General features: G+C 47.3%; 19 protein-coding genes. 18 read left to right on the forward strand and 1 reads right to left on the reverse strand.

The window, feature by feature from the left end:
• The first annotated feature begins 85 nt into the window (after window positions 1-85).
• The 17 genes from ribD to AC1TPC_RS12155 all read left to right on the forward strand — a co-directional run bounded on the left by ribD (window position 86) and on the right by AC1TPC_RS12155 (window position 16,447).
• Window positions 86-1,183, forward strand: a complete 1,098-nt coding sequence (ribD, locus tag AC1TPC_RS12075; protein WP_482067095.1) for a bifunctional diaminohydroxyphosphoribosylaminopyrimidine deaminase/5-amino-6-(5-phosphoribosylamino)uracil reductase RibD — start codon at window positions 86-88, stop codon at window positions 1,181-1,183.
• Between the two features lie 20 nt (window positions 1,184-1,203).
• On the forward strand, window positions 1,204-1,863 hold the full coding sequence (gene ribE, locus AC1TPC_RS12080; RefSeq protein WP_482067096.1) for a riboflavin synthase: 660 nt from the start codon (window positions 1,204-1,206) through the stop codon (window positions 1,861-1,863).
• Between the two features lie 1,111 nt (window positions 1,864-2,974).
• Entirely contained in the window at window positions 2,975-4,210 is a 1,236-nt protein-coding gene (locus AC1TPC_RS12085; RefSeq protein ID WP_482067097.1) for a bifunctional 3,4-dihydroxy-2-butanone-4-phosphate synthase/GTP cyclohydrolase II, read from the forward strand.
• A 21-nt stretch (window positions 4,211-4,231) separates the two neighbouring features.
• A complete protein-coding gene (gene ribH, locus AC1TPC_RS12090; RefSeq protein ID WP_441960079.1) occupies window positions 4,232-4,702 on the forward strand; it encodes a 6,7-dimethyl-8-ribityllumazine synthase in 471 nt (156 codons plus the stop codon).
• A gap of 36 nt (window positions 4,703-4,738) precedes the next feature.
• Window positions 4,739-5,518, forward strand: a complete 780-nt coding sequence (locus AC1TPC_RS12095) for a segregation and condensation protein A (protein WP_482067098.1) — start codon at window positions 4,739-4,741, stop codon at window positions 5,516-5,518.
• A complete protein-coding gene (gene scpB, locus AC1TPC_RS12100) occupies window positions 5,487-6,089 on the forward strand; it encodes an SMC-Scp complex subunit ScpB (RefSeq protein ID WP_482067099.1) in 603 nt (200 codons plus the stop codon). The genes AC1TPC_RS12095 and scpB overlap by 32 nt, the downstream gene beginning before the upstream one ends.
• Window positions 6,090-6,144: 55 nt before the next feature.
• Entirely contained in the window at window positions 6,145-6,840 is a 696-nt protein-coding gene (locus AC1TPC_RS12105) for a DUF2953 domain-containing protein (protein ID WP_482067100.1), read from the forward strand.
• Window positions 6,813-7,298 carry a GerW family sporulation protein gene (ytfJ, locus tag AC1TPC_RS12110; protein WP_482067101.1) on the forward strand — a complete coding sequence of 162 codons (486 nt, stop codon included), beginning with the start codon at window positions 6,813-6,815 and terminating at the stop codon, window positions 7,296-7,298. Before AC1TPC_RS12105 ends, ytfJ begins: the two co-directional genes overlap by 28 nt.
• A 130-nt stretch (window positions 7,299-7,428) precedes the next feature.
• Entirely contained in the window at window positions 7,429-8,619 is a 1,191-nt protein-coding gene (locus AC1TPC_RS12115) for a D-alanyl-D-alanine carboxypeptidase family protein (RefSeq protein WP_482067102.1), read from the forward strand.
• Window positions 8,620-8,687: 68 nt separating this feature from the next.
• Window positions 8,688-9,347 carry a nucleoside recognition domain-containing protein gene (locus tag AC1TPC_RS12120; protein WP_482067103.1) on the forward strand — a complete coding sequence of 220 codons (660 nt, stop codon included), beginning with the start codon at window positions 8,688-8,690 and terminating at the stop codon, window positions 9,345-9,347.
• A 1-nt stretch (window position 9,348) separates the two neighbouring features.
• Window positions 9,349-9,876 (forward strand): spore maturation protein, encoded by a 528-nt coding sequence (locus tag AC1TPC_RS12125; RefSeq protein WP_482067173.1) that lies wholly within the window; start codon window positions 9,349-9,351, stop codon window positions 9,874-9,876.
• Window positions 9,877-9,930: 54 nt separating this feature from the next.
• Window positions 9,931-10,677, forward strand: coding sequence for a pseudouridine synthase (locus AC1TPC_RS12130; RefSeq protein ID WP_482067174.1), 747 nt, complete (start codon window positions 9,931-9,933; stop codon window positions 10,675-10,677).
• 84 nt (window positions 10,678-10,761) lie between these two features.
• On the forward strand, window positions 10,762-11,295 hold the full coding sequence (locus tag AC1TPC_RS12135; protein ID WP_482067104.1) for a redoxin domain-containing protein: 534 nt from the start codon (window positions 10,762-10,764) through the stop codon (window positions 11,293-11,295).
• A gap of 11 nt (window positions 11,296-11,306) precedes the next feature.
• Window positions 11,307-12,971: a cytochrome c biogenesis protein ResB gene (gene resB / locus AC1TPC_RS12140; protein WP_482067105.1), complete on the forward strand. Its 1,665-nt coding sequence runs from the start codon at window positions 11,307-11,309 to the stop codon at window positions 12,969-12,971.
• On the forward strand, window positions 12,968-14,227 hold the full coding sequence (gene ccsA / locus AC1TPC_RS12145; protein ID WP_482067106.1) for a cytochrome c biogenesis protein CcsA: 1,260 nt from the start codon (window positions 12,968-12,970) through the stop codon (window positions 14,225-14,227). Before resB ends, ccsA begins: the two co-directional genes overlap by 4 nt.
• A 27-nt stretch (window positions 14,228-14,254) precedes the next feature.
• Entirely contained in the window at window positions 14,255-14,971 is a 717-nt protein-coding gene (locus AC1TPC_RS12150) for a response regulator transcription factor (RefSeq protein WP_053376699.1), read from the forward strand.
• Window positions 14,972-16,447, forward strand: coding sequence for a HAMP domain-containing sensor histidine kinase (locus AC1TPC_RS12155; protein WP_482067107.1), 1,476 nt, complete (start codon window positions 14,972-14,974; stop codon window positions 16,445-16,447).
• 125 nt (window positions 16,448-16,572) lie between these two features.
• On the opposite strand, the gene serA is transcribed toward AC1TPC_RS12155, so the two are convergent.
• On the reverse strand, window positions 16,573-18,165 hold the full coding sequence (serA, locus tag AC1TPC_RS12160; protein WP_482067108.1) for a phosphoglycerate dehydrogenase: 1,593 nt from the start codon (window positions 18,163-18,165) through the stop codon (window positions 16,573-16,575).
• Between the two features lie 240 nt (window positions 18,166-18,405).
• On the opposite strand from serA, the gene AC1TPC_RS12165 reads away from it, so the two are divergent.
• Entirely contained in the window at window positions 18,406-18,732 is a 327-nt protein-coding gene (locus AC1TPC_RS12165; RefSeq protein WP_482067109.1) for a rhodanese-like domain-containing protein, read from the forward strand.
• Window positions 18,733-18,740 lie beyond the last annotated feature (8 nt).

Here is an 18,740-nt window from a genome sequence, read left to right on the forward strand (position 1 = left end):
AACGCCTATTGGTTTTGTCGTAGTTCTCGGATCACTCACTCATCACCCCTGTCGGATCGTTTGCCGATAGGGGTGATTTTTGTATATGGACGTGTTAAATGATGAATATTATATGGGTTTAGCGCTCGACATGGCGTCAAAAGCTTCAGGCCAAACGGGGATTAATCCTGTTGTCGGATGTGTTGTCGTGAAGAATGGCCGCATTATCGGAATCGGAACGCATCTTAAGCGAGGTACCGGCCATGCTGAGGTGCATGCCCTTCAGATGGCAGGAGATGAGGCAGAGGGCGCCACTGTTTATGTAACGCTAGAGCCATGCAGTCATTTTGGCAAAACGCCTCCTTGCTGCGAGCGCATCATCGCTGCGAAAGCGGCGAGGGTTGTGGTCGCCAGCGGTGATCCCAATCCCGAGGTATCGGGCCGCGGCATCGCCAGGCTGCGTGAAGAAGGAATTGATGTTACCGTTGGCGTCATGGAGCAGCAATCTCAGCAAATGAACGAAAAGTTCAATAAGTATATTACGACAAGGCTGCCATTCGTCACTTTGAAAACAGCTAGCACGCTTGATGGCAAAATTGCATCGCGTACAGGCGACAGCAGATGGGTGACGGGAGCTGCGGCACGCGAGCAGGTTCATACGCTTCGTCATCAGCATGAAGCGATTATGGTCGGAATCGGTACAGTGCTTGCGGACGATCCTTTATTGAATACACGCGCTTCCGTCCCAGCTATCGACCCGGTACGCATCATCGTAGATTCAAAGCTACGTTTGCCGCTAGATGCACGCGTAGTAACCGATCGGTCTATCAGGACCATCGTATTGACTTCGAGCGAGGCAGACGGGGAACACCGACAAGCTTTAGAGGCCGCTGGTATTGAAGTTGTCATTTGCGGAACAGGGCCAAAGGTGGATTTAGTCGAAGCGATGAAGAAGCTCGGAGAGCTTGAGATCGGCTCGATCCTGCTCGAGGGCGGCGGTCAATTAAACGGTGCGATGCTTGAGGCAGGCCTTATCGATAAAATTATACTCTACTATGCAGCCAAAATTATCGGAGGAGCAGATGCTCCTGGCACCTTCACCTTCGCTGGAATCGAGAAAATGGCAGATGCCATACAGCTTGAGCATGTGAGCGTGGAAATGGCCGGCGAAGACATTTGCGTCTCGGGTTATCCCGTTTATTAAGGTGTTTGAGGAGGAACCCCATGTTTACCGGATTAGTGGAAGAAGTGGGAAAGATGAAAGGGATCACGAAGCAGGGTGAAGCGATGCGCCTTGTCATCGGGGCCACTCATGTGACGAATGGCGTCATGCTTGGAGACAGTATTTCGGTTAACGGCGTATGTCTTACGGTAACGTCCTTTGACGGGTCTTCATTCTCGGCAGATGTGATGCCTGAAACATATCGCAAATCGAACCTCCACCAGCTTCGTGCCGGTGAGCGAGTGAATTTAGAACGCGCGATGCAGGCGGGCGGACGGTTTGGCGGTCATATCGTACAAGGACATATCGATGGAACCGGAAAGATACTCAATCGTGAAACAGATGCGAATGCAGTGGTGTACAAAGTACAGCTAGATGATGCTGATATGCTGCGTTATGTCATTCCGAAAGGATCCATTACGATAGACGGAATAAGTCTTACGGTGGTTGATACAGGCTCCGGTTCGTTTACCGTATCGATCATCCCGCACACCCTTGGCGAAACAGCACTGCAGCACAAGCACGCAGGCGACTCCGTCAATATAGAGTGCGATGTAATCGGCAAATACGTCGATCACCTGCTCCATTTCAAGCAGCCGGAAGCTGCAAAAGCAAGCACCAAGCTCACCACATCATTTTTAATGGAAAATGGATTCTTATAATAATATGGTGAGTGAGTTTGCATCTTTAAGGACGATTTGCAGTTAATTCAAAAAAGAGTATTTTTTGTCACTACTTTAATCATAACGGTAAAAACTCACGTTAATTAATGAAAATGTCTTAACCAAATGCATTTAACAGGAAAAGCTCCATGTAATAATAAGAAATTAGCTTGTTTCAGGTGGAATGCGCCGAATTAGAAGGAGAAATTCCATCTAAACTGTAAAAAAGCTAGTGAACAAGCAAATTAGCTGGAGAAGTTCCATCTATACTGTAAATAAGCTAATGAACAAGCTAATTAGGTGGTTTCCAGTAACCAATATCTTGAGCAAGCAGAAAGCGTGTCCCGCAGGGACGAAAGCGAGCCAAGGGTAAACTTAGCAGCATATCAACTCATTAACTCAAAAGTTATTCAGGTGTTAAGTCACTTAAGTGACATAAGCGCTCAACCAGAAAGCGTGTCCCGCAGGGACGGAAGCGATCCTACAGAAAAAGCAGCATACAACCAACTGATTCCCTTCAACGTTAGTCCATTTGCAGGTGTCCAGAGGACGCAGTCCTTGGGGCCCTCCCTTGGAAGGGAGGGTTTGGGCGGGTTCGAAAAGCCTTTAAAGGTTTGGAACTAAAGCTTTTGAAGGTATGGAACTAAAGCCTTTGAAGGTATGGAACTAAAGCTTTTGAGTGTTTGGAACTAAAGCCTTTGAAGGTTTTGATAAAATGTTTGAAGGCTTGGTAGTAGCATTAAAAGTAAAGCGTGTCCCGCAGGGACGGTAGCGTTCCTACAGAAAAAGCAGCATACAACCGACTGATTCCCTTCAACGTTAGTCCATTTGCAGGTGTCCAGAGGACGCAGTCCTTGGGGCCCTCCCTTGGAAGGGAGGGTTTGGGCGGGTTCGAAAAGCCTATAAGGTTTGGAATTAAAGCCTTTAAGGTTTGGAATTAAAGCCTTTTAAGGTTTGGTTAAAAGCCTTTAAGGTTTGGTATTGGTTTTAAAGCCTTTAAAGGTTTGGTAGAAAGCCTTTGAAGGTTAGGTAGAAGCCTTACAAAGGTTTGGTTGTTTACGATGGTTTGGTTGTCTCAATGGTTTGGTTGTCACAAAGGAGGGAAACTCATATGGAACAAACAGATAAAATTACATTTGATAAAATCGAAGAAGCGCTCGAAGACCTTAAACTCGGCAAGCCGATCATAGTCGTTGATGACGAGGATCGGGAAAACGAGGGCGACCTCATCGCGCTCGCAGATAAAACAACGCCGGAAGTCATCAATTTCATGATAACGGAGGCTCGCGGCCTTGTATGTGTTCCGATTACGCAGGAACGTGCGGAACAGCTGGATCTGCCTCCTATGGTGTCGCATAATACCGATTACCATGGCACGGCTTTTACCGTATCGGTAGATTATATCGGAACGACGACCGGTATTTCGGCGTATGAGCGTTCGGAAACGGTCAAAGCGCTTGTCGACCCAACGACAAAGGCAGCGGATTTCCGCCGGCCGGGACACATTTTCCCGCTTATAGCAAGGTCGGGCGGCGTGCTGCGTCGCGCTGGTCATACGGAGGCAGCGATCGATCTTGCAGTCATGTGCGGTTCTGCTCCAGGTGCAGCTATATGTGAAATCATTAACGAAGACGGTACGATGGCTCGCTTGCCGGATTTGCTTGTCTTTAAGGAAAAGCACAATCTGAAGCTGATTACCATTCAAGAGATGATTCAGTATCGCAATGCAAAGGAAAAGCTCGTTGAGCGTGCGGTTGATGTGAAGCTGCCAACTGATTTTGGCACCTTCCGCGCAATAGCTTACACGAACATCGTGGACAATAAAGAACATATCGCACTCGTTAAAGGCGACATCGATCCTGAGCGTCCGCTGCTTGTGCGCGTACATTCCGAATGCCTTACCGGCGATGTATTCCATTCGCATCGCTGCGATTGCGGTCCGCAGCTTGGAGCTGCGCTAAAGCAGATTGAGGAAGCGGGCAGCGGCGTACTTCTGTACATGCGGCAAGAGGGAAGAGGCATTGGCTTGATCAACAAGTTAAAAGCCTATGAGCTGCAGGAGCAAGGCCTTGATACGGTTGATGCGAATTTAAAGCTTGGCTTTCCGGCCGATTTGCGCGAGTATGGGATAGGAGCGCAAATTTTGAAGGATCTTGGTGTCCGCCAAATGCGCCTGCTAACGAATAACCCCCGCAAAATTAAAGGACTAGAGGGTTACGGACTCGAGGTGGTAGAGCGTGTTCCCATTCAAATGGACGAAAATGAAGATAACAAAAGTTATCTCCGCACGAAGAAAACGAAGCTTGGCCACTTGTTAAGCTTTGAAGATATTGATTATATCATTTAAATATCGGAAGGAAGATGACAAATGACACGAATTTATGAGGGACATTTAGTATCAGAAGGTTTAAAATATGGAGTAGTAGTTGGTCGTTTCAATGAGTTTATTTCAAGCAAGCTGCTTGGCGGAGCGCTTGATGCGTTCAAGCGTCACGGCGCGCAGGATTCCGAAGTTGAAGTAGCTTGGGTACCAGGAGCTTTCGAAATTCCGTTAATCGCGCAAAAAATGGCTGAAAGCGGCAAGTATGACGCCGTTATCACGCTAGGCGCCGTTATTCGCGGTTCAACTCCGCATTTTGATTTTGTATGCAACGAAGCAGCTAAAGGCGTAGCGGCAATTGCATTAAAAACAGGTATTCCGACTATTTTCGGCGTACTGACGGTTGATTCGATTGAGCAAGCCATTGAGCGTGCCGGTACGAAAGCAGGCAACAAAGGCTATGAAGCTGCAACTAGCGCAATTGAAATGGCGAATTTGACTAAGCAATTGCAAGGCTAAGCAGCAAAGTTTAAGGCTAGGCGGGAGGAAATGTAAGTGTCGGTGCTTTATAAGCTGGATTCATTTGAGGGACCGCTTGATCTATTGCTTCACTTGATCGACAAGGCCGAGATCGATATCCATGAAGTGTCTATCAGCGAGATTACTATTCAATATATGGATTACTTGCATGCGATGAAGGAGCTGGAGCTTGAGGTTACGAGTGAGTTTCTGGTCATGGCGGCTACCCTTTTGGCGATAAAAAGCAAGCAGCTTCTCCCTAAGCCTCCGGTATTTGAGGATGATTACGAGGATTGGCCAGAAGACGGACTGGATCCGCGCGATGAGCTCATCCAGAAGCTCGTCGAATACCGGAAATTCAAACAAATTGCCGAGCAGCTGCGCGAGAAGGAATTCGAGCGCAGCCTCGTCTATTCAAGAGAGCCTGAGGATATGTCGCCTTTCTTGAAGGAAGAAAAGGTTAATCCGGTGGAGGGCTTGCATTTATCGGATTTAATCGTTGCCTTCCAAAAGGCGCTTCGCAGAGCCTCACGGCGAAATGTAGTTGCGACGGTGCAGCGCGATGAGATTTCGGTCAAGGACCGGATACGGGATATTGTCGTTGTGTTGAAGCAATTTGAAACGGTTCGTTTCTCGAAGCTTATCCGTGAAAATATGGACAGGCATGAAATCGTGGTCACTTTTCTAGCGATACTGGAGCTAATGAAGATGAAGCATATTCGTTGCTTCCAGCATCAGCTGTTTGACGACATCGTCATTCACTGGAAAGGAGAGTCGTCAGAAATTGGATTATCAGAAGTTGAAGACGATTATTGAGGGCCTGCTGTTCATGGCAGGCGATGAGGGGCTGACGAAGCGGCAGCTTGCCGATATTTTGGAGCTGGATGCCGAGCTTGCCTCTGATTTGGTTTATGATTTGCAGCGTGACTTGGAGCGCGAGGAACGCGGCATTCAAATCGCCGAGGTCGCCGGATCCTTTCGGCTGACGACGCATTTGGAGCATGCGCCTTATTTTGAGAGAATGGCTTATACGCCAACCCGTTCACAGCTCTCGCAGGCAGCGCTCGAGACGTTGTCCATTGTGGCATATCGTCAGCCCATTACAAGAATATCGATCGAAGAAATTCGCGGTGTGAAGAGCGATAGAGCGATACAATCGCTCGTATCCAAGGATTTGATCGAGGAGGTCGGACGCGCCGAGCAAATCGGTCGGCCGATTTTGTACGGTACAACGAAATCATTTTTAGATTATTTCGGCTTGCCTTCGATCAAGGAGCTACCAGAGCCAGGGAATGTCGATTTGGACGATGCTCTTGAGGAACAAACGCAGCTGCTGTTCGAGCGTTTAGACGGTCGGCAGATGACAATTGAAGAAATTAAAGAATGAGATTTGACCGCCGGGTCATACTATATTCAACCCATATGAGGGAAACGGAGGAAGCATGATGGTGCTCAGTTACCCTTACGGTTGGATTACGGCGGCCGGTCTCTTTTTTTTGCTCATTTTAATAGTTATCCTAAGCTCTCAGGTTGTTGTAGCAGGACATCTGCGGAGGCTGGGAGACAATGATGATGTTGAGTTGAATATAAAAGCACTATACGGAATAATCCGATACAAATTAAAGGTGCCTATTATTCAATTTACCGGTACTTCTGTCCAACTGAAGGAACAGGTTTCAAAAACGAACATATCAGAGAACACTTGGTCGCAGTATTACGAGGATATTGACGCAGATAAAATCATGAAAGGCATCGATAAATTCAAGTACATATTGGAAATAACTCGAAATCTAAAGGGTTGGGTAAGGCAAACGCTATCGAAGGTTAGACTTATTGAATGGAATTGGTCAACGTCAGTCGGGACGGGTGACGCGATGTGGACAGCCATGGCAACGGGTGCGGTATGGTCAGTGAAGACATCGATTATCGGCGTGCTGTCTCAAATGGTTAAGCTGAAGGCAGAGCCCAAAATGATTGTTCAGCCCATTTACATTGGATCTGCCTTTCGAACAGAGTGGTCATGCATAGCTCAAATCCGCTTCGGTTATGCTATTCTTGCCGGGCTGCAGCTTTCAGTTCGGATGAGGATATGGAAAGGAGGCGTCAAAGCATGGCAGAACATCCTATTCAAGGCTTAATGCAAACCGCAATGGAAAATATTAAAGAAATGGTTGACGTCAATACAATCGTGGGCGACCCTGTTCAAACGCCGGACGGCAGCATTATTATGCCGATCTCTAAGGTGGGCTTCGGATTTGTGGCAGGGGGCAGCGACATTCGATTGGATGATGCCGATCATAAGCATGGGGCAAATTCTGATGCGCAGCATGCTTCCGTATCGATGCCATTTGGCGGCGGCAGCGGCGGCGGCGTATCGATTACGCCAATCGCGTTTTTGGTCGTAGGCACTCACGGAGTGAAAATTGTTCCGCTCGATAATCAAACGCATCTGCTTGAGCGGGTTATCGATTCTGCTCCGCATGTCTTCGAGAAGCTTCAATCGATGATGAAGCAGCCATCAAGCACAGCAGCATACAACGATCCGAATTCCACTATTATCAGCGGACGAGTAGAAGCAAACGATCACCTCTTATGACAGAACTGCCCGAGAGGGCAGTTTTTCATTTTTAGTTAGCTGAATTTCGTCTAGAGCAACGTGTACAGGCATATACTGGAATATACAAGATGATTTATCTACTAACGCTGCGAGAGGGGAAAGTTATCACATGTATTTCAAAAAGCTACAACGGTTTGCCATGATTGGTTTATTGGCGATCTTAGTGGTTGGGACAAGCCGAATGACTGCTGCAAGCGCCAATCCCAGTCCGTTGCATACGAATGCGAGAGCTTCTGCGCTAATTGATGTTGAGTCGGGAAGACTGCTGTATAGCAGCAACGGCGATACATCGATGAGAATTGCAAGCTTAACAAAAATAATGACAGCAATCGTGGCTATTGATCATGGGAAGCTGACGGATATGGTGAAAACAAGCAAGCGTGCGGTAGGCAAGGAAGGGTCCTCGATCTATCTTCAGCTTGGCGAGGAAATGAGTCTTCTTAACATGCTTTACGGTCTTATGTTAAGATCCGGCAACGATGCAGCGACCGCAATAGCTGAACATGTAGGCGGCTCTGAGGATGGCTTCGTTCATTTAATGAATGAAAAGGCGACCTTTCTTGGCCTGAAACAAACGCAATTTAAAAATCCGCATGGACTTGATGAGGACGGGCATTTTTCCTCTGCAAATGATTTGGCCAAGCTGACAGCTTATGCTTTGAAAAATGATGTATTCGCAGAAATCGTCAGCACAAAAGTGAAAAAGGTGCCAAACCCTCATGAGAAGTGGGAGTACAGCTATACGAACAAAAATAAAATGCTTACGATGTATGAAGGTGCAGACGGCGTAAAGACGGGCTATACAAAAAAATCGCTGCGCTGCTTAGTAAGCTCGGCAACAAGGAATGGCCAGCAGCTTGCTGCCGTAACGATCAATGACAGCGATGATTGGTCAGATCATCGAAAAATGCTCGATTGGGGCTTTGGCCATTATCCGCTTCAGGAAATTGCATCTAAAGGCCAATCGATCGCAGGTTATCCTTATTCAATTGGCCAATCGTTCAAGTATCCTGTTGCTGAGAATGAGTCTGATGCGATTCAATCGCGATTGGTGCTGTACAATGCGGATACGACACGCTACATGCTAGGCGAGCGGGGTATTATGGAGTGGTACATGAATGACAATCGCATTGGTGCTGTTCCGGTGTATGAAGTCTCTAGCAGCAGGCTTCAGCTGCCGACAAAATCTTTAAATGCGATGCAATCGTTAGAGGAATTTAAAAAAGCTTCTTCGCTGGATGATCGCGGAAAGTTGACTGAGTCCTTATCGAAGGTATTGGATGCATTATTTGATCATTAGGGCATGAGGAGCGCGGGAGACGCTTTAATGTTAATAAAAGGGATGTTGCAAATGGGGAGGCGGCATAGATGGTTAACTGGATTTGGTTGTTTTTCATCGTAGCGAGCGTAATTGTGGCTGCGGCAACCGGCAAGATGGATGCGGTGACGCAAGCTGCCTTCGAGGGAGCCAAATCAGGCGTCACCGTGAGCTTTGGCTTAATCAGCATTATGGTATTTTGGCTGGGGATGATGAGAATTGCGGAGGACGCTGGATTGCTGCAAAAATTGGCTCGCATGCTGGGGCCGGTTGTGCGCATGCTGTTTCCTGACGTTCCCCGCAATCATCCGGCAATTGGCTACATCATGAGTAATTTGAGCGCTAATTTATTTGGGCTCGGGAATGCAGCCACGCCAATGGGGATAAAAGCGATGCAAGAGCTGCAAAAGCTGAATCCGGATCCCTCCACTGCAACTCCAGCGATGTGTACGCTGTTAGCACTTAATACATCGAGTATAACGATTATTCCGACCACGCTTATAGCGATACGGATGAATTATGGTTCAGCTAATCCAGCAGAGATTATCGGCACGACGCTGGCAGCAACATTTGTTGCAACTACCGCAGCTATACTTGCCGATCGTTGGTACAGAAGAAAATCTCCCCCGCCGCCAATAACTCCGACACTCTCAGGACCCGCGAAAATGAAGGGGGCACTCCCTGCTGCTGGAGGTGAGCCGGTTGTATAGTATGTTCACAAGCTTATCTGCGTGGATGATTCCAGCCATAATTGTATTTATTCCGCTTTATGCAGCGCTTAGGCGCAAGGTGCCGGTATATGAAACGTTTGTTGAAGGCGCCAAGGACGGCTTTGGGACAGCGATCAACATTATTCCGCATTTGGTTGGCATGATGGTCGCCATCAGCATGTTCCGCGCATCGGGTGCATTAGATTTGATGCTTTCAGCAGTCAGGCCTTTATTTGATTATGTGGGCATTCCAAGCGAAGTGTTACCGCTCGGCATTCTTCGCCCGCTTACAGGCGCAGGCTCACTTGCATTCACGACCGATCTCATCCAGACGTTCGGTCCGGATTCCATGATTGGCAGAATCGCATCAACCATACAAGGCAGCACGGATACTACCTTGTATGTGCTCACCGTTTATTTTGGCGCTATAGGCATTCGTCGAACGCGTTATGCTTTAAAAGTAGGATTATTTTCGGATTTGGTCGGTTTTTTTGCCGCGATTTTCATTTGCTTATACATATTCGGATAGTGAAGCTTGTACTTTGTTCTTCATATCGTTATGATGGAGATTGAGGTGAAAGCATTGGAACGTTTACAGAAGATATTAGCCGCTGCGGGAGTTGCATCCCGTCGCAAATGTGAAGAAATGATTTTGGCCGGCATGGTTGAGGTTAATGGTGAGAAGGTTACGACGCTTGGCGTCAAAGCAGATCCTGCAGTCGATGCCATAACGGTTAACGGCAAAGCGATCCGGAGCGAGAAGAAGCTCTATCTCATGCTTAACAAGTCCAAAGGAGTCATCACAAGCGCCAAAGATCCGCAAGGACGCAAAGTGGTTTCTGATTTCTTGCCAGGCATCAAAGAGAGAGTATATCCCGTCGGTCGATTGGATTACGATACGGAAGGACTTCTCATTCTAACAAATGACGGCGAGTTCGCCAATTTGTTGACACATCCGAGCCATCACGTACCGAAAACCTATCGCGCTACCGTCAAAGGTGTTCCTCATGGAACTGCGCTTGAGCAGCTTCAGAAGGGGATCAAGCTGGAGGATGGCATGACCGCTCCTGCCGAGGTAGAGTATCATGATGTGGATACGGAAGGTAATGAAGCGACGATTACAATTACGATTTTTGAAGGCCGCAACCGTCAGGTTCGCCGTATGTTTGAAGCGATTGGACATAAGGTTATCAGGCTGAAGCGCATTCGATTTGGCGAGGTTGGACTAGAGAATCTAGGCAGAGGAAAGTATCGCCATTTGACGCCTCAGGAAATCAAAGAGCTGCTGGCAATAGCGCAAAACAAGACACATAAAGTTCATAAAAAGTAATCGACGGCGGCAGTAATTGCCGTCGACTTTTCGTTATAATGGTAATATTCGTGGCTGTATAGAAAGAAGCTGGTGGTGAATTAAATGATGGGAAAATCGCGCAAGACGGTACAAATCGTCATATTGATTGCTGTCTTGATAATTGGCGGATATGCGATAGGATCTACCTTATTTGCCGCGGATGATAAAGGCCCTCTGAAGGAAGGCAGCAAGCCGCCGGTGTTTGAGCTTGTTGATTTGGAAGGAAAAACGCAGCAATTAACCGATTATGAGGGTAAAGCTGTCGTCGTCAATTTTTGGGGCACGTTCTGTCCGCCTTGCGTGAAGGAGATGCCGGAATTTGAACGACAATATGCGAAATGGAAAGATCAAGGCCTCGTAATCTTGGCGATTAATTTAAGCGAGGACACGTTAACCGTGAACAATTTTGTTCGCCGCTTTGATTTGAATTATCCCATATTGCGCGACGTGAACCGCAAAACAGAACGCAGTTATGGGCTAAAGTCATATCCTACTACTTTTTTCATAAAACCGGACGGTTCGATAATGGAAATAAAAGTAGGCGGAATGACTGAGGTGGAAATTGACGAACGGATTGAACGGCTTCTTCAAATGTAGGAGGTTTTACTGTGTTGGTAGTTGAAAACACAAAATGCGAGTGCGGACATCAAAACTCAGTCGGCACCGTGCTTTGCGAGAGCTGCGGCAAGCCGCTCGAATACAATGATGTTTCTGATCTGCCGCTTGAAATGCGATATGACGGGGTAGCCCGCAGATCGCAAAAGAGCAATCCGAATTACATCGATAAAATTTGGAATTTTTTCTCGTCCGTCAAAATCGCGATTTACTTGATCGTTATCACATTTTTGACTGCGATGCTGGGAACGATATATCCCCAAGAAAACACGTTTGTAAATAACTTTGATCCATCTGTTTATTATGAGGAAACCTACGGCTTGCCCGGCAAATTATATTATTTGTTCGGGTTGTCGCACACCTACGAAACCTGGTGGTTTATCGGCTTGCTCGTGATGATCGGAACGTCGCTTGTTATTTGCAGTCTTGACCGGGTGCTGCCGCTTTACCGGGCACTGAGCAAGCAGCAAATTCGGAAGCATTTGCAGTTCATTCATCGCCAAAAAACGGTGTACAAGCATACGATTGATGGCGACTCTGAGGAATGGGTAGAAAAATTCGGCGCACAGCTTAAGCGCAAGGGCTATCGTATTCATCGCGACGGCTCGGCGCTTCTTGCCGAGAAGAATCGTTTCAGCCGCTGGGGACCTTATATCAATCATATCGGTCTTATCCTGTTTCTGCTGGCGATATTGGCTAGAAGCATACCAAGCTGGCAGATGGATAGCTACATTACGGTTCCCGATGGCGATACCGTACAAATTGCGGATACACATTATTTTGTCAAAAATGAAAAGTTTACCGTTGAGTATTACAAGGATGAGGAATTGCCTGATAAGCTTAAGGGAACAGCTCGAGCCAAGCTCTTCGAAACGAAAGCGGTATTATATGAATGCGTAAGCAACTGCAGCGATCAATCGAAGAAGCCGGAGCTCAAGGAAGTGAAGCGTCACGATATTATCGTAAACGAGCCGCTAGATTACAAGGGGCTAAAGCTATACCAATTCGATTTTGATACGACACCTCGTTTGAATGCGGTTCATCCCGTTCTTGTAAATAAACAAACAGGTGAAAAATATGGTCCGTTTGATCTTCCGATGAAGGACTCGGCGCTTCAGCATAAGCTTGGGCCATACACGCTGGACTTATATGCCAATTACATGGAATTTGCGATTGGCGACAACGGCGAGCCGACTACCTTATCTCGTGATCCGATCGCTCCGGCGTTTGTATTTACGGTTAAAGGACCGGGACTCGCGGCAGACGGCGAGCCGTATATGTATTTCCCGATGCAGAAGGACAAGGTGAAATTTTCGCAGGACGCCATCAATCATGGCATTGCGGATAAAATTGAAATCCGGGTCGACGGGATGGAAAACGTAGATTTTTCCGAAGCATCCACTTACTTAAATGTCCGTATGGATAAGGCGCTGCCTTATGTATGGGTTGGAGCAGCCTTCTCTATGGTCGGCCTGTTAATGGGATCGTATTGGCAGCACCGCCGCATATGGCTGCGTGTTGATGGCAATGAGCTTTCATTAGGCGCACATACGAATAAAAACTGGTACGGTATGCGTTCAGATGTTGCGGGAGCGCTTCAAAAAATAGGGATAACCGTAGATCCGAAGTCGCTTGATAACGGAGGGAACAACGCGTGAGTTTAGTCGATTTTAGCAGCGACGCATTTATCGTCGCATTTTTCCTTTACTGTTTTGCATTTATGTTTTATGTGATCGCGATTGCGGGCAAGAAATGGAGCAATCGTGACCCCAAGCAGCATGAGAAACGATGGGGTCGGATCGCGTTCATCACATCCAGCCTAGGATTAGCATCGCATATGACCTTCTTCTTCACCCGCTGGGCAGGAAGCGGTCAAATTCCAACAAGCAATATGTATGAATTTATGACTTTCCTCGGCATGGCGATTATGATCGCATTCACAATCGTTTACAGCATCTATAGAAAACCATTGCTCGGCATGTTCTCATTGCCGCTCACCGTTATTATCGTTGCATACGCATCTGTATTTCCACAGGAGGTGCAGCCGTTAATACCGGCTCTCAACAACTATTGGCTCAAAGTGCATGTTACGACAGCTGCTCTAGGCGAAGCCTTCTTTGCAGTTGGATTTGCTGCTGGACTTATGTACCTTTTGCGCGTAGTGGATTTTAAAGGGAAAACGAAGGAAGCGAAAAGATCGCAGTTCTGGGTCGAATTTTCGTTATACTCCATTATCCTTATCGTAGGTTTTATCGTAGCCGTGTTTGCGTTCCGCGGTATGGGCTACGAAGCACAATTTATTCAAGAAAAATCGAACATTGACGCAAAGGGCGTTGAGTCAACAACGACGGAGACAGTCATTTATACGCTGCCGGCAATCGTTAAGCCCTATAACAGCGAAATTGTGAAATTTGATTCGTTCCTTGGCATGAAGGAACCAATCTTCGAAGCTCCATATTGGATGACGGGCGCGAATTCCGGCCGAAAGCTAAATACGGTCGTATGGTCCGTCATTGCAGGCACCTTGCTTTATGGCTTGCTGCGTCTCGTATTCCGCAAGCCGCTGGGCGCAGTCATTCACCCCGTTATGGAAGGCATCGATCCGGAGGATTTGGATGAAATCAGCTATCGCTCAATTGCTATTGGCTTCCCGATCTTTACGCTGGGCGCCTTAATATTCGCGATGATCTGGGCCAATATAGCTTGGGGCCGCTTCTGGGGCTGGGATCCGAAGGAAGTATGGGCGCTCATTACTTGGCTGTATTACAGTGCATATTTGCATTTCCGCCTATCGCGCGGCTGGCAGGGCCATCGCTCCGCTTGGCTTGCGGTAATCGGTTTTGTTGTGGTGTTGTTCACGCTTGTCGGGGTCAACCTCGTTATAGCGGGTTTACATTCATATTCGGGTGTTTAGAATATAGATTGAGAGGAGTAGTGCCCTATGTCTGATTATTCAAGCCGTATTTTGGTCGTAGATGATGAAGAACGCATTCGTCGTTTGCTCAAAATGTATTTAGAGAAGGAAGGCTACACAATCGACGAGGCGGAAGACGGTGAAACCGCGCTAAGGCTTGCCTCGAATACCGATTATGCGCTCATCTTGCTGGATGTGATGCTTCCGGGAATCGATGGGGTTGAAGTGTGCTCGCGTCTGCGCCAAGTGAAGGCAACTCCTGTCATTATGCTAACCGCAAAAGGCGAAGAGATGAACCGAGTGCAAGGCTTTGAGGTTGGAGCGGATGATTATGTCGTAAAGCCGTTCAGCCCTCGCGAGGTCATTTACCGCGTGAAAGCGATATTGAGACGTTCATCGGCTACAGCGTTTCTTACGAAAGAAATTAATTCGAGCAACAACATCGTATTTCCGCATCTTGTGATTGAGCATGATGCGCACCGCGTAACAGCAGGCGGTCAGGAAGTAAGCTTAACACCTAAGGAGTATGAGCTGCTTCATTACTTGGCCGTATCGCCAGATAAGGTTTTCTCGCGCGAGGAGCTGCTTAAGGATGTTTGGAACTATGAGTTTTTTGGCGATTTGCGAACGGTCGACACGCATGTGAAGCGTCTTCGCGAGAAGCTGAACAAAGTATCGCCCGATGCTGCATCGATGATAACGACGGTTTGGGGTGTCGGCTACAAGCTTGAGGTGCCTAAGTAAATGAAGTGGTGGCATCGCTTGATCGGAAAGCTGTGGCGCAGTGTAGTCGGGAAGCTTTGGGCGACGATTATGCTGCTCGTTGCAGTCGTATTGCTTATTGTAGGTGTTTTTCTTCTCCAGTATGTCGATATTTGGTTTGATGATAAATCACATGGCAGCTCTCATCAAGTAAAAGTGTTATTTGTCCTTACGGCGATTGTTGGTTTTTTATTATCGACATTCTTTGCTTTCTTCTTATCCAAAAAGATTCAACAGCCGCTGTTGCAGCTTAAGGATGCCGCTGTTTCGATCTCTCAAGGAAATTATTCGACCAGAGTGAATATTCGCTCCAGCGATGAGATCGGAGAGCTTGCAAATACGTTTAACCATATGACAGAGCAGCTGGATAAGCTTATTCATGACTTGAATCATGAGAAAAACCATCTTGCCAGCATTTTACGGAGTATGGGTGATTCGGTTATGACGTTCGATGCGAATGGCAAGGTGATTCTTACGAATCCAAGCGGACATTTGCTAATTAATCAATGGTCTGGTGTAGAGCTTGCTTGGCAAGAGGATATGTATGACAGCTATTCATCCAATTCTGAAGTTCCGATGCCGCTGCGCGATTTGTTTCAGAGCGTCATGGAAGAGGGGCGCGACGCGACGGATAAGATTCATGTGCTCAGCAATGTATGGTCCGTTGTTATGGCGCCATTGCAATCCAAAGGCGTTGTTCGGGGAGCGATTGCCGTTATTCGGAACGTGACGGAGGAGCATAAGCTGGAGAAGCTTAGGCGTGACTTTGTCGCGAACATCTCGCATGAGATTAGGACGCCTCTGTCTATGCTGCAAGGCTACAGCGAAGCGCTTCTTGACGATATCGTTGTATCCGAGGAAGACCGCAAGGAGCTCGTTCAAGTCATTTATGATGAATCGCTTCGAATGGGCAGGCTTGTCAATGATTTTCTGGATATCGCTCGTATGGAAGCTGGACATGTGGACATGAATTTTCAAGAGGTTGATTTGAAGCATGTCTTAAAGCGAGTGCATCGGAAGTTCCAAGTGTATGCGAAGGAGCGCGAGGTTAAACTGGTGGCAGAACTGCCGCTAGAGCCTCTTATCGTCAAGGAAGCTGACGAAGATCGGCTTGAGCAGGTGTTGACAAATTTGCTTGATAACGCCTTAAGGCATACGCCTTCAGGAAAGTCCATTACACTAGCTGGACAGCTTGAAAATGTAAATGACAGCTTATATGTTCAGCTGAGTGTTAGAGACGAAGGACAAGGCATCCCTAGCGAAGACGTTCCTTATATATTTGAACGCTTCTACAAGGCAGATAAAGCACGCAAACGAGGAGCTTCGAGCGGGACTGGACTAGGACTTGCCATCGTCAAAAACTTAATTGATCTCCATCATGGACGTATCGTTGTCGAAAGCAGTTCCGGTTCGGGAACATCGTTTACGCTTCTGCTTCCTGTCGAAGCGCATCAATAGTTGTCACGGCGTTCCTTCGGGAACGCTTTTTTTGTAGAATACAGCAGATAATTCTTGTTGTTCGTGAAACAAAAAGAGCCAATCGGTCACCCGATTGGCTCTTTTAAGCATTTTGTTAGCTACTACTAAAATAGTGTAATTTCTTTAGCTGTATTCAGCTCAGGCATGCTCGTAAGCTGCTCAAGCACATTTTTAGGCGTAGCCTTATCGACTCTCAGCACCATAATGGCAGATCCGCCAACAAGCTGACGACCTACTTGCATCGTAGCGATGTTAACGTCATTATTGCCAAGCAGCGTTCCTACGCGCCCGATAATACCAGGCTTATCGTTATGCGAGATAAGAATCAGGTTTCCTTCTGGCGTGACGTCGACAGGGAACTTGTCGATCTGTACGATGCGAGGACCGTAGCCCGTCAGCAATGTACCCGATACAACGCGCTCTTCCTTCTTCGTGCGAAGGGCTACCGTTACAAGGTTTGTGAAGTCCTTCGAAGCATGCGACTTTTGAATAACGATATTCACGTCGCGTACTTTCGCAAGGTGCAGGGAGTTAACCACATTGACATTCTCTGAGCCAAGGTGATAAGCAAGAACACCGCGAACGATATGGCGTGTAAGCGGCTGAGTATCAACCTCTGCAAGCTCACCTGCATACCCAACTACGATTTCGATTACTGCGCCTTCTGTCGATTGTGAAATGAAGCTGCCAAGCTTCTCGCCAAGCGTAAAGTAAGGCTGAAGGATGCTTTGCAGATTTGCCGGAATCGGAGGCATGTTAACCGCATTGATAAACGGCTCGTTGCGAAGGATGTGAAGCACTTGCTCCGATACATCGATCGCTACGTTCTCTTGCGCTTCAACAGTAGATGCGCCAAGATGCGGTGTTACGATAATTTTAGGATGAGTAAGGAAAGGGTGATCCTCTGCAGGAGGCTCTACCTCAAATACGTCAAATGCTGCGCCAGCTACAATTCCAGCATCTACAGCGTCAACCAATGCGATTTCATCAATGATGCCGCCACGTGCGCAGTTTACGATACGCATGCCAGGCTTCATTACTTCAAATTGTGCTTTGCCGATCATATGACGAGTTTCAGGAGTGAGCGGCGTATGTACCGTCATGAAATCAGCATTGCGAACGATCTCGTCCACGCTAGCTAGCTTAACGCCGATTTTCTCCGCTCTTTCTTCCGTCATAAACGGGTCGTAGCCCATAATTTCCATGCCGAAAGCTTTAGCGCGTTTAGCAACTTCGCTTCCGATACGGCCCATGCCAAGTACGCCAAGCGTTTTGCCGCGAAGCTCAACGCCTAGGAACGATTTGCGATCCCATGTCCCATTAACGGTTTTCATGTACGCTTGCGGGATATGCCTAGCAACCGCCATCATCATCGCAAAAGTATGCTCGCAAGTCGTAATGGTATTGCCATCTGGTGCATTGATTACGATGATACCGCGTTGAGTTGCGGCTTCAAGGTCGATGTTATCGACGCCGACGCCTGCACGTCCAACAACTTTGAGCTGCTTGCCGGCCTCCATAATTTTTGGTGTTACGCGCGTTTGGCTGCGAACAAGCAATGCATCGTATTCGCCGATAATGGCAACCAATTCGTCTTCGCTTAGTCCAGGTTTTTTGTCGACTGCGACATCAGACGCATCAACAAGCTGCTGAATGCCCAAATCGCTGATTGGATCGGAAACTAACACTTTAAACATGTGAAGTATGCCTCCTAAATTGGGGCGAAGCTATGACGCCTCGCTGAATATGAACAGAAAAACCCTCTTACCGGCACCGATATGCAGCAGCGGGACGAGAGTTTGATCATCGATCTCAGACTTTACTATTTTAATGCAAGGCAGTGGACAAAAGCAATCCTCAAACTTGCTGAATTGTGAAAATTTCGTTATGATTCAAGCATCATTAACAACATAATATGACATAGGGGGCCATTATGCATGAATAATTGGCAAGATATGACTCCTCAACATCTGCTTGATTTGCTGGAGAATGGACAAGTTGACGGGAAACAAATCATAGATGTGAGAGAAGCGTTTGAATGGGATTTTTATCATTTGGAGCCTTCGGTGTTGATCCCGATGAATTCGATCCCGGCACGCATAGGCGAAATTGATGATTCAAAGCCTATTTACATCGTTTGCGCACATGGGGTTCGCAGTGCTGCGGTTTGCAATTATTTAGAAGAACAAGGCTACAGCGGCCTCCACAACGTTGAAGGCGGGATGGCAGCTATAGCCTCGTTAAAAGGATTTCAATACGATTAATCGTTGCA

It is taken from the genome of Paenibacillus sp. Y280 (genome assembly GCF_056786335.1).